This is a genomic window from Streptococcus sp. HMSC078H03, from assembly GCF_001808655.1.
Lineage (GTDB): Bacteria > Bacillota > Bacilli > Lactobacillales > Streptococcaceae > Streptococcus > Streptococcus salivarius_G.
Map to the genome: position 1 here is coordinate 36,571 of NZ_KV794085.1, position 12,755 is coordinate 49,325.

The following is a 12,755-nucleotide window of genomic DNA, read 5'->3' on the forward strand; positions in this document are numbered from 1 at the left end:
TCTTAGGAAAAAAGATAAGTCTCCTAGCACTCTTTGGAGTGCGTTGTCGACTTCCTATTTTTCTACAGAAATGTTTGGCTAAGCCAAAACGTCCCTTTGTATCTTATTAATTGAACACGGGCTAAGAGCTGTGTGAAATAGATAAATCTTCCTAGAAGCTAAAGCTTCGGCGTCAGATTTCCTAATTTTACTTTGCTCTTTATACGCCCTTTGTATCTTAATTTTAAGGAGTCCTTTGATATCGTGAATAACGTAAAATATGATGTGAATGATATGCCAAAACCTGGTTTATTGGTTGGTTTGTCATTCCAGCACTTGTTTGCTATGTTTGGTGCGACGGTGCTTGTGCCGATTTTGGTTGGGATTGATCCCGCTATTGCTCTTTTCTCATCTGGTTTGGGAACTTTAGCCCACTTGACGGTGACCAAGTACAAAATTCCAGCTTACATGGGGTCTAGTTTTGCCTATATTGCGGCTATGCAGACACTTATGAAGACTGATGGCATTGCGGCAGTGGCTCAAGGTGCCATGGCAGGTGGTTTGGTTTACTTGCTTGTGGCTCTGATTGTTAAGTATGCGGGTAAAGACTGGATTGATAAGGTCCTTCCACCAATTGTGGTTGGCCCTATTATCATGGTGATTGGTTTGAACCTTGCGGCTAATGCAGTCAATGATGCAACAACTTTAAATAAAAGCTATAGTATCTATGCTCTCTTGATTTCGATGGTGACCCTCTTTGCGGTTATCCTCTTTAACATGTATGGCAAGAAGATTATCGGTGTCATCCCTATTTTGCTTGGTTTAGTTGTGGGCTATATTTTCTCAGCGGTTCTTGGTTTGCTGACAGGACATAGTTTTATCAATTTCTCAGAGGTAGCTGCGGCACATTGGATTCAAGTTCCAAACTTTGACATTCCATTTGTGGATTATAGCTTTAAGCTCTACCCAAGTGCGATTTTGACCATGGCTCCGATTGCCTTTGTGACGATGACTGAACACTTTGGTCACGTCATGGTTCTAAACAGTTTGACTGAGCGTGATTACTTCAAAGATCCAGGACTTGACCGCACCCTTACTGGTGATGGTTTGGCACAGATTATCGCTGGATTCTTTGGAGCTCCTCCGGTAACTTCTTATGGTGAAAATATTGGGGTTATGGCCCTCAGTAAGGTCTACTCAGTTTACGTTATTGCGGGCGCAGCAGTGATTGCGGTCTTGATGAGCTTTATTGGGAAGCTATCAGCACTCTTGCATTCTATTCCAACTCCTGTATTGGGAGGTTTGTCTATTGCCCTCTTTGGGGTTATCGCTGCTAGCGGTTTGAAAATTTTAGTTGAACATAAGATTGATTTTGATAATAAAAAGAATCTCTTGATTGCTAGTGTTATCTTGGTATCTGGTATCGGTGGTTTGATGATTGACCTTGGTGGTCTTCAAATCACGGGTGTGGCAAGTTCAACCATTCTTGGTATTCTGCTCTATCAAATCTTGCCAGATCCTAAAAAAGGTAGCAAAGATTAGTCAATCAATTTAAAAGGAAAAACTATGGCGATTGCAGATGGGAAAGTGTCACTGAAACATTTGGTGACAATGGAAACCCTCACGAATGAAGAGGTCTTGGGCCTGATTCGTCGAGGTGGAGATTTTAAAAATGGCAGAGCTGATTTCCAGCTGGATCGACAGTATTTCGCTGCCAATCTCTTTTTTGAAAATTCAACACGAACACACAAGTCCTTCGAAGTGGCTGAGAAAAAACTTGGCCTGGATGTGATTGAGTTCGATGCTGGAACTAGCTCGGTGAACAAGGGTGAGACCCTCTATGATACGATCTTAACCATGTCTGCTTTGGGCGTTGACATCTGTGTGGTCCGCCACTCGGAAGTCGATTATTACAAGCAGTTGATTGATAGTAGAACTATTCAGACCTCTATTGTCAATGGTGGTGATGGTTCAGGGCAACACCCAAGTCAGTGTTTGCTTGACTTGATGACCATTTACGAAGAGTTCGGAACCTTTGAAAATCTTAAGATTTGTATTGCAGGTGATATTACGCATTCGCGTGTCGCTAAGTCCAATATGCAGATTCTCAAGCGTTTGGGTGCTCAGCTTTATTTTGCTGGTCCTGCAGAGTGGTACTCGAATGAGTTCGATGTTTATGGTCAGCATGTGGCTATTGACGACGTCATTGAGGACTTGGATGTGCTCATGTTGCTTCGTGTTCAGCACGAACGTCATGGGGACGATAAAGGGTTTTCAAAAGAAGACTACCATGCTCTCTATGGTTTGACTGAAGAACGTTATGCCAAGTTAGCTGATCAGGCGATTATCATGCATCCTGCTCCGGTTAATCGTGATGTGGAGATTGCTGATAGCCTGGTTGAGGCGCCTAAGGCTCGTATCGTTGCTCAGATGCAAAACGGGGTCTTTGTCCGTATGGCAATTATTGAAGCTATTTTAAATGGCAAAGCGTAAACTACGTTAACCGATTCCTGAGAGAATCAGACGAAAAAGAACATGGGCTAAATCTTTGAAAAGAGACAAATCTTCCTAGAGGTTAGAGCTTCTTTGTTAGATTTGATTTTCATTCAGATGTTTAACGCCCTTTGTATCTTAGTGAAAGGAACAATTTACTATAATGGCAAAACGTTTACTTATTTTGGAAGACGGCACTATTTTTGAAGGTCAGGCCTTCGGTGCTGATGTGGATGTGACGGGTGAAATCGTCTTTAATACTGGTATGACAGGTTATCAAGAATCTATCACAGACCAATCTTACAATGGTCAAATTTTGACTTTTACTTATCCACTTGTTGGTAACTACGGCGTTAACCGTGACGACTATGAGTCAATTAAGCCAACGACCAAGGGTGTTGTTGTGTCAGAGGCTAGCCGTCGTGCTAGCAACTGGCGTAACCAAATGACCTTGGATGAGTTTTTGAAAGCAAAAAACATCCCCGGTATCTCTGGTATTGATACACGTGCCTTGACTAAGATTATCCGTCAACACGGTACCATGAAAGCGACTTTGGCTAATCCTGGTGACAGTATCGAGCACTTGCAAGATCAATTGCGTGCGACTGTTTTGCCAACCAACAATATTGAGCAGGTATCAACTAAGACAGCCTACCCAGCACCAGGTGTTGGTAAAAATATCGTTTTGGTTGACTTTGGTCTCAAGCACTCTATCTTGCGTGAGTTTTCAAAACGTGACTGTAACGTGACTGTTGTGCCACATGATATCACTGCTGAAGAAATTCTCCATCTTAATCCAGATGGTGTGATGTTGTCAAACGGTCCAGGGAACCCTGAAGATGTACCGTATGCACTTGATATGATTCGTGGCATTCAAGGCAAAATTCCAATTTTTGGTATTTGTATGGGTCACCAGTTGTTTAGTTTGGCTAATGGTGCCAAGGCCTACAAGATGAAGTTTGGTCACCGTGGATTTAACCATGCGGTTCGTGAAATTGCGACTGGTCGTGTTGACTTCACCAGCCAAAACCATGGTTATGCCATTGACCGTGAGACACTTCCAGATTGCCTTATGGTAACACACGAAGAAATTAACGATAAGTCAGTTGAAGGTGTTCGTCACCGTGACTTCCCTGCATTCTCAGTGCAATTCCACCCAGATGCAGCACCTGGTCCACACGATGCTAGCTATCTCTTCGATGAGTTCTTGGAATTGATTGATGCTTTCCAAGCTGAAAAAGCACGTCGTTAATTGCAACTGTCTAGTGACTATAGTGGGGTGTGACTCTTGTTCGCCCCAGTCTACTACCTTATTTAATGACAACCAGAGAGTTGTCAAATAGAAAGGAGAAGATACAGGTTCACGGAAGTGAACACGCCCTAAGGACTGTGTGAAAAAGATAAACGGTGACTAGACGCTTAGGCGTCGTTGTCACGTTTCCTATTTTCACTGGGTCCTTAACGGGCTTTGTATCATAAATTATGCCTAAACGTTCTGATATTAAAAAAATTATGGTTATCGGGTCTGGTCCTATCATCATTGGTCAGGCTGCTGAGTTTGACTACGCTGGTACGCAAGCCTGCTTGGCCTTGAAAGAAGAAGGCTACAGTGTTGTTCTTGTTAACTCTAACCCTGCGACTATCATGACTGATAAAGAAATCGCAGACAAGGTTTACATTGAACCAATTACGCTTGAGTTTGTCACACGTATTCTTCGTAAAGAGCGTCCTGATGCCCTCTTGCCAACACTTGGTGGACAAACTGGTTTGAACATGGCAATGGAATTGTCAAAAGCTGGCATTCTTGATGAGCTTGGAGTAGAGCTTTTGGGAACAAAATTGTCTGCGATTGACCAAGCCGAAGACCGTGACCTCTTCAAACAATTGATGGAAGATTTGGAACAACCAATTCCAGAATCAGAGATCGTTAATACGGTTGAAGAAGCAGTTGCTTTTGCGACAGAAATTGGCTACCCAGTTATCGTGCGTCCTGCCTTTACCCTTGGTGGTACTGGTGGTGGTATGTGTGCCAACGAAGAAGAACTTCGTGAAATCGCTGAAAATGGCTTGAAATTGTCACCAGTAACACAATGTTTGATTGAGCGTTCTATCGCTGGTTTCAAGGAAATCGAATACGAAGTTATGCGTGATGCCGCAGACAATGCTCTTGTGGTATGTAACATGGAAAACTTTGACCCAGTTGGTATCCACACAGGGGACTCAATTGTATTTGCCCCAACGCAAACCTTGTCAGATATTGAAAACCAAATGCTTCGTGATGCCAGCTTGAAGATTATTCGTGCCCTTAAAATTGAGGGTGGCTGTAACGTACAGTTGGCTCTTGACCCTAATAGCTTCAAGTACTATGTTATCGAAGTAAACCCTCGTGTATCACGTTCATCAGCCCTTGCCTCAAAAGCAACTGGTTACCCAATCGCCAAATTGGCAGCCAAGATCGCTGTTGGTTTGACACTTGATGAAATGATTAACCCAGTCACTGGTACAACTTATGCCATGTTTGAACCAGCTCTTGACTATGTGGTTGCTAAGATTCCACGTTTCCCATTTGATAAATTTGAACACGGTGAACGTCGTCTTGGTACTCAGATGAAAGCAACAGGTGAAGTTATGGCTATCGGTCGTAACATCGAAGAGTCACTTCTTAAAGCCTGCCGTTCACTTGAAATCGGTGTTTACCACAATGAAATGTCTGAGCTTGCGGACGTCACAGACGACGCCTTGGTTGAAAAGATTGTCAAAGCTCAAGACGACCGTCTCTTCTACCTTTCTGAAGCCATCCGTCGTGGATACACTATTGAAGAATTGTCAGAGTTGACTAAGATTGATATCTTCTTCCTTGATAAATTGCTCCACATCTTCGAATTGGAACAAGAATTGGCTACTCACGTAGGCGATGTTGAAGTTTTGAAAGAAGCTAAACGTAACGGTTTCTCTGACCGTAAGATTGCTGATCTTTGGAATCAAACAGCTGACCAAGTTCGTGCGACACGTTTGGAAAATAATATTGTTCCTGTTTACAAGATGGTTGATACCTGTGCGGCTGAGTTCGAGTCATCAACACCATATTTCTACTCAACTTACGAGTGGGAAAATGAATCAATCAAATCTGATAAAGAATCTGTCATCGTTCTTGGTTCAGGACCTATCCGTATCGGACAAGGGGTTGAGTTCGACTATGCGACAGTTCACTCTGTGAAAGCTATCCAGGCTGCAGGTTACGAAGCCATCATCATGAACTCTAACCCTGAGACGGTTTCAACAGACTTCTCAGTTTCAGATAAACTTTACTTCGAACCATTGACCTTCGAAGACGTGATGAACGTTATCGAATTGGAACAACCTAAGGGTGTTGTGGTTCAGTTTGGTGGCCAAACAGCCATCAACTTGGCAGAGCCATTGTCTAAAGCTGGTGTGAAAATCTTGGGTACACAGGTTGCTGACCTTGACCGTGCCGAAGACCGTGACCTCTTTGAACAAGCCCTTAAAGATTTGGACATTCCACAACCACCAGGACAAACAGCGACAAATGAAGAAGAAGCGGTTGAAGCAGCTCGTAAGATTGGCTTCCCAGTTCTTGTTCGTCCGTCATACGTTTTGGGTGGACGTGCCATGGAAATCGTTGAAAATGAAGATGACCTTCGTTCTTACATGCGTACAGCCGTTAAGGCAAGTCCAGACCACCCAGTCCTTGTTGATAGCTATATCATTGGACGTGAGTGTGAAGTGGATGCCATCTCTGATGGTAAGGATGTCTTGATTCCAGGTATTATGGAACACATCGAACGTGCAGGGGTTCACTCAGGGGACTCAATGGCGGTTTACCCACCACAAACTCTCTCTAAGAAAATCCAAGAGACTATCGCTGATTATACTAAACGCTTGGCTATCGGTCTTAACTGTATTGGTATGATGAACATTCAGTTCGTTATTAAGGACGAAACTGTCTATGTTATCGAGGTTAACCCACGTGCCAGCCGTACGGTACCATTCTTGTCTAAAGTGACTGATATCCCAATGGCACAAGTTGCTACAAACTTGATTCTTGGTAAATCATTGGCTGAGCAAGGTTACAAAGATGGTCTTTACCCAGAAAGCAACCATGTCCATGTCAAAGCACCAGTCTTCTCATTCACAAAATTGGCTAAGGTAGATAGCCTCCTTGGACCTGAAATGAAATCAACTGGTGAAGTTATGGGTACAGATGCGACTCTTGAAAAAGCGCTCTATAAAGCCTTTGAAGCTTCTTATCTCCATTTGCCAACCTTTGGTAATGTCATCTTTACTATTCATGATGATACGAAAGAAGAAGCCCTTGATTTGGCTCGTCGTTTCGATGCTATCGGTTACGGTATCTACGCCACTGAAGGAACAGCTAAGTTCTTGAATGAACATGGAGTTCACGCAACGCTTGTTAACAAATTAGGTGAAAATGACGACAACGACATTCCAGCCCTTGTTCGTACAGGTAAAGCGCAAGCTATTATCAATACGGTTGGTAACAAACGTACTTATGACGAAGATGGAGCAGCAATTCGTAGCTCTGCTATTGAAGCGGGAATCCCACTTTTCACAGCGCTTGATACAGCAGATGCCATGGTGCGTGTGCTTGAAAGCCGTAGCTTTACAACAGAAGCTATCTAATTTTAAAACAGAGTCTCAGCCTTGCTGGGACTTTTTTTATTGAAGACACAGTTTTCTTTTGAGACTTTTCTTGAGTGATGATGGACGTCAGCGATCTTCTTCGTAGTTCCATGATTAAGTTTTGAGCCGAACGTCTCAAAACTTCCGAACGCCTGAGACTAATTGCTTCAGGCGTTTTCATCACTGCCAAAGGTCTCGGTCTAAGCTGACTAGGTTCGCAAAATCTATTTCATATTTAAAAATAGTTTAATTATGCTCTGAATCTCAGCCTTGCTGAGGATTTTTCTTACACTAATGTAAGCTAGAAAGTTAAAAATGAAAGCTAAGACGATGGTTTTGTTTCCTAAGATTTTGCTATACTAGAAACATGATTATTACGACATCTTTACGGGAAAACGAGACCTTGATTGCGCGTGCCCAAGAACTAGCTCACGAGTTAGGAGCTGACTACCAGCCTCGTCGCAAGTTGTCCTTGGCAAAATGTTTAGAGCGCTTTGGACCTTTCTATCTCCTATATAAAGACAGACTGTCTTTTATCAATTCGGATGCTAGTGAGTTGACCTTCCATCCAGATACGGCTGCTCTCAGGATTAAGGCTCCCCATGACGCTTTAGTCAGTCTTTTAGGTAAGTCTCCCAAGACTATTCTTGACACGACCATGGGTCTGGCTTCTGATAGCCTAGTGATGGTAGCAGCAGGAAATCAGGTGACTGCCCTTGAGAGTCAAGATGTGATTTTTCAGGTGGTTTCTCGTGGTCTTGCCTCTTATCAGACAGATGATAAGCAGCTTGAAAAGGCCATGCGTTCTATTAAAGCTATTAAGAGCGATAGCTTGTCTTTTTTGAAGGCTCAAGCTGACAATACCTTTGATATCATCTATGCCGATCCTATGTTTTCAGAGATTATCAAGGAATCGGAAAATCTAGAGGCTATCAAGCCTCTGGCCAATGGTAGCCGTCTGACAGAAGAATGGCTAAAAGAAGCTAAACGTGTTGCGCGGGGAAAAATTATCATCAAGGCACATTTTCGAGATACCGTTTTTGAAGAACTTGGGTTTGAACGCCAGGTTCGACCCAATCAAAAGCTGCATTATGGTGTCATGGATGTCAGCGAAGGCCATTGACACTGAAAGTTAAAAGTATTACAATTGTTTTATCCATATGATACAAAAGAAAAGAGAGACTTATGCGAAAGAAAATCAGTCCAAAGTTATTTAAAAATAAAAAAAGAGTTTGGATCATTGGAGGAATTGGCTTCCTTGTCCTTTTGGTCCTAGGTTTTAACCTTTTTGCAGGTGGTGGCAAAGATGATAAGGCCTCCGAGTCCCCCACAGCAAGTAAGGTAACCAAGGGGCAACTGGCCTCGTCCACCCTTCTGACTGGCATGGTGAAGGCTCAGTCGGAACAGTACGTTTATTTTGACAATACCATTGGACGAAATGCCGCTGTGACAGTTTCTGTTGGTGAGGAAGTTAGCGTTGGTCAGCAACTGGTCCAATACGACAGTACCTCTGCCCAAGCAGCCTATGATACGGCTAGCCGTGCCTATAATAAGGCAGTTCGTGACCGTAATTATTTCCAACAGTATGGGACGGCTCCTGCGGCTTCGGCACAAACAAGTAGTGATTCGGATGAGGATGATTCGACGACTACCGTTAGCCCTCAACAGCGTCAGCAAACCGAGGCAAGTAATTACCAAACCTTGCAAGATTATAATGATGCCGTTGCTAACGCAGCCTCAGAGTTAGAAAAGGCACAAGACGTCCTCAACCAAACGGTCATTGTTTCAGACGTTAATGGGACAGTTGTAGAAGTTGCTGACTCTGTGGACCCTGCTTCCAAAGAGAGCCAGACCCTAGTTCATGTGACAAGTGAGGGACAATTCGAAATTCAAGGAACCTTAACAGAATATGACATTCCAAATATTTCAGTAGGTCAAAAGGTCAAAATTACTTCCAAAGTATACCCAGATAAAACTTGGACGGGGAAAGTCAGCTACGTTTCCAATTATCCTAAGCAAAATGCCAGTCAGTCAGCAGGTACATCTAGCAATTCAGGACAGACAGGTTCCCAGTATGAATACAAGGTTCAACTGACCAGTCCAATCGGCAAGCTCAAACAAGGTTTCAATGTATCTCTTGAAGTAACCAAAGATGATGATTCCCTGTTAGTTCCAGTAACTGCTGTGACCAAGAAAGGCTCTGACAACTACGTCTGGGTTTACGATGACGAGAGTCAAAAAATCAAGCAAGTCAAGGTCAAACTTGGTAATGCAGATGCTAAGCAACAAGAAATTGCCTCAGGACTTAAAGAAGGTCAAAAGGTTATTACTAAGGCTGAAAAATCCTTTAAGGATGGCGAGACCCTGAAGGATGTGACGGATGCCGATAGCAAAAAATCAAAAGACACTAGTGGAGAAGAGGTGAAGTCTAGTGACTAAGCCAGCTCTTATGGTTTTAAAGGGGATCACCAAGTCTTTCAAAAATGGCCAAGAGTCCTTGCAGGTCCTTAAGGGGATTGACTTATCAGTTGATGAAGGTGACTTCGTGGCAATCATGGGCCCTTCTGGTTCAGGTAAATCAACTCTCATGAATATTATTGGACTTCTTGATCAACCAACTACAGGTTCCTATCAACTCGAGGGGGAGGATGTGGCTGATCTCTCTGAAAACCGCCTGGCCAAGGTAAGAAATGACCAGATTGGCTTTATCTTTCAGCAGTTTTTTCTCTTGCCAAAGTTAAGTGCCCAAAAGAACGTAGAGCTTCCCTTGATTTATGCGGGGAAATCGCCACGTGAACGTAAGCAAAGGGCACAACAATTCTTGGTAAAAGTCGGCTTGTCAGAACGTAGCCATCATTTGCCGTCAGAGCTGTCTGGTGGACAGAAGCAGAGGGTGGCTATTGCGCGTGCATTGTCTAACGATCCGGCAATCATTTTGGCGGATGAACCTACGGGTGCGCTTGATACCAAGACAGGAACCCAGATTATGGATCTCTTAACTCAGCTAAACCGAGAAGGGAAGACCATTGTCATGGTTACCCATGAACCCGAGATTGCGGATTATGCCCGACGTAAGATTGTCATCCGTGATGGGGAAATCACCCAAGACACAACGGACAGCGTTCGGATAGACTAGGAGGTAAGAATGGAAAATTGGAAATTTGCTCTTAGTTCTATTCGTTCTCACAAGATGCGGTCCTTCCTGACTATGTTGGGGATTATCATTGGTGTTGCTGCTGTCGTACTCATTATGGGTCTAGGAAATGGGATGCGTCAGAGTGTTACCGATAGTGTGACAGGTGACAAGGATACGGTCCAAGTCTACTATGAAGCCAAGGGTGAGGAGCTAGATCCTGCCTATGCGGACTTGTCACAACCGACCAAACGGGTTAAAGAAGTTTGGTTGGAGCAAGTAGCAAAGCAGACGCCTGGTATCGATAGTTATTTTGTGACCAACAACCTTACCTCCACTATCTCCCTCCAGAAAAAGACTGTGAAGAATGTTAATATCACAGGTGCCAGCCAGGGCTACTTTAAAGCTAAAAAGTTAGAGATGTTGACAGGACGTTCCTTGCAAGACAATGACTACAAAAACTTTTCGCGAGTTATTGTCATTGATCAGATGGTGGCTAAAAAACTCTTTGAGACGAATGAGGATGCCCTTAACCAAGTGGTTACTATTGGGAAAAATGATTATCGTGTGATTGGTGTTTATAAGAATAAAGACACAGCAATCGGTGCCTATGGTGAAATTGGAACAGCTCTTGTGGCCAATACCCAGTTAGCAGCAGAAAATAACACTGATGCTATTGGTCAGATTTTTTTCCATGTGACCGATGTGAAAAATAGTAGCAGTATTGCTAAGGATGCTGCTAAACGCTTGACCCAGTTGGCCCAAGATGATAACGGGGAGTACAAGGCAGCTGATATGAGTTCGGCCTTAGATCAGGTCAACACAATCTTTGGAACCATTACCACCGTTGTCGGAGCTATTGCTGGCATTTCACTCTTAGTTGGCGGAATCGGTGTTATGAACATCATGTTGGTTTCGGTAACTGAGCGGACACGAGAGATTGGTCTTCGTAAGGCTTTAGGTGCCACACGTCGTAAAATCTTGACTCAGTTTCTTATTGAGTCCATGGTTTTGACCATCCTGGGAGGTTTGATCGGGCTAGGCTTTGCGGCCCTAGTCGTTGGACCAATTGGGAATGCCATGGATCTTAAAGCGACGGTCTCTCTTGGCGTAGCCATGGGAAGCATTGCTTTCTCAGCAGCAGTGGGGATTATCTTTGGTCTCCTACCAGCTAATAAAGCTTCGAAACTCGATCCTATCGAAGCACTTAGATATGATTAGACATCACCTCTTGAAATCTTTTGATTTTGAGAGGTTTTATGCTTTTCAAAAAAAGATAGCGAAAAAAATAAAAAAAAATTACATTTTTTTCTTGACGTCTGATTTAGGTCATGATATTATAAATGAGGTTTGAAAAAACTGACCTAAGACAGTTGGGGAGTTAAACTCATAAACATCCAACCGAGGCACAAAACGTAACTATTTTTTTGTAACGTATTGTACTTTCGTGTCTAGGTTTAGGTACGATTTTTTTGTGCCTAGCCCAAAAATAAAAACGGAGGTAAAACTACTAATGAGTGAAGCTATTATTGCTAAGAAAGCTGAACAGGTTGCGATTGTCGCTGAGAAAATGAAAGCTGCAGCATCTATCGTTGTTGTTGACTCTCGTGGACTTACAGTTGACCAAGATACAGTTCTTCGTCGTAATCTTCGTGAATCAGGCGTTGAATTTAAAGTTATCAAAAACTCAATCTTGACTCGTGCAGCTGAAGAAGCAGGTCTTGAAGACCTTAAAGGACTCTTCGTTGGTCCATCTGCAGTAGCATTCTCAAACGAAGATGTTATCGCACCAGCAAAAGTTATTAGCGAATTTGCTAAAGACGCAGAAGCTCTTGAAATCAAAGGTGGTGTTGTTGACGGTGCGTTCACTTCAGTCGAAGAAATCAACGCTCTTGCATCACTTCCAAACAAAGAAGGTATGCTTTCTATGCTCCTTTCTGTACTTCAAGCGCCAGTGCGCAACGTTGCATACGCTGTCAAAGCGGTTGCAGAAAGCAAAGAAGACGGTGCTGCGTAAGCCCATCTTCACAACTCGTAGCCTAAGCTACGTTTAAAACACTATATTAAAAAACACATTTGGAGGAAATCACAATGGCATTGAACATTGAAAACATTATTGCTGAAATTAAAGAAGCTTCAATCCTTGAATTGAACGACCTTGTAAAAGCTATCGAAGAAGAGTTTGGCGTAACTGCTGCTGCTCCTGTAGCTGCTGCTGCAGCTGGTGCTGCTGACGCTGGTGCTGCTAAAGATTCATTCGACGTTGAATTGACATCTGCAGGCGACAAAAAAGTTGGCGTTATCAAAGTTGTACGTGAAATCACAGGCGAAGGTCTTAAAGAAGCTAAAGCTATCGTTGACGGTGCACCATCAGTTATTAAAGAAGGTGTTGCTGCAGCTGAAGCTGAAGAAATCAAAGCTAAACTTGAAGAAGCTGGAGCTTCAGTTACTCTTAAATAATGGCTCTTTGTCAACTGTAGTGGGTGAC

10 protein-coding genes and 1 other annotated feature are annotated in these 12,755 nt (G+C 43.2%); all 10 genes read left to right on the top strand.

The window, feature by feature from the left end; all coding sequences use genetic code 11:
• The first annotated feature begins 243 nt into the window (after positions 1-243).
• The 10 genes from HMPREF2607_RS02605 to rplL all read left to right on the top strand — a co-directional run bounded on the left by HMPREF2607_RS02605 (position 244) and on the right by rplL (position 12,727).
• On the top strand, positions 244-1,521 hold the full coding sequence (locus tag HMPREF2607_RS02605) for a uracil-xanthine permease family protein (protein ID WP_070475653.1): 1,278 nt from the start codon (positions 244-246) through the stop codon (positions 1,519-1,521).
• Between the two features lie 24 nt (positions 1,522-1,545).
• Positions 1,546-2,472, top strand: a complete 927-nt coding sequence (locus HMPREF2607_RS02610) for an aspartate carbamoyltransferase catalytic subunit (protein ID WP_002890256.1) — start codon at positions 1,546-1,548, stop codon at positions 2,470-2,472.
• A 163-nt stretch (positions 2,473-2,635) separates the two neighbouring features.
• Positions 2,636-3,724, top strand: coding sequence for a carbamoyl phosphate synthase small subunit (locus HMPREF2607_RS02615; RefSeq protein ID WP_002890257.1), 1,089 nt, complete (start codon positions 2,636-2,638; stop codon positions 3,722-3,724).
• Between the two features lie 230 nt (positions 3,725-3,954).
• A complete protein-coding gene (carB, locus tag HMPREF2607_RS02620; RefSeq protein WP_048790464.1) occupies positions 3,955-7,134 on the top strand; it encodes a carbamoyl-phosphate synthase large subunit in 3,180 nt (1,059 codons plus the stop codon).
• Positions 7,135-7,501: 367 nt separating this feature from the next.
• A complete protein-coding gene (locus HMPREF2607_RS02625) occupies positions 7,502-8,257 on the top strand; it encodes a class I SAM-dependent methyltransferase (protein ID WP_070475658.1) in 756 nt (251 codons plus the stop codon).
• A 62-nt stretch (positions 8,258-8,319) separates the two neighbouring features.
• Positions 8,320-9,573: an efflux RND transporter periplasmic adaptor subunit gene (locus HMPREF2607_RS02630; RefSeq protein WP_070475661.1), complete on the top strand. Its 1,254-nt coding sequence runs from the start codon at positions 8,320-8,322 to the stop codon at positions 9,571-9,573.
• A gap of 10 nt (positions 9,574-9,583) precedes the next feature.
• Positions 9,584-10,270, top strand: a complete 687-nt coding sequence (locus tag HMPREF2607_RS02635) for an ABC transporter ATP-binding protein (protein ID WP_398581689.1) — start codon at positions 9,584-9,586, stop codon at positions 10,268-10,270.
• A gap of 9 nt (positions 10,271-10,279) precedes the next feature.
• Complete coding sequence (locus HMPREF2607_RS02640; protein WP_070475666.1) at positions 10,280-11,488, top strand: ABC transporter permease; 1,209 nt, start codon at positions 10,280-10,282, stop codon at positions 11,486-11,488.
• A 124-nt stretch (positions 11,489-11,612) separates the two neighbouring features.
• Positions 11,613-11,749 (top strand) — a sequence feature (ribosomal protein L10 leader region).
• Between the two features lie 31 nt (positions 11,750-11,780).
• Positions 11,781-12,284, top strand: coding sequence for a 50S ribosomal protein L10 (gene rplJ, locus HMPREF2607_RS02645; RefSeq protein WP_004183007.1), 504 nt, complete (start codon positions 11,781-11,783; stop codon positions 12,282-12,284).
• Between the two features lie 74 nt (positions 12,285-12,358).
• Positions 12,359-12,727, top strand: coding sequence for a 50S ribosomal protein L7/L12 (rplL, locus tag HMPREF2607_RS02650; RefSeq protein WP_004183006.1), 369 nt, complete (start codon positions 12,359-12,361; stop codon positions 12,725-12,727).
• Positions 12,728-12,755: the final 28 nt, after the last annotated feature.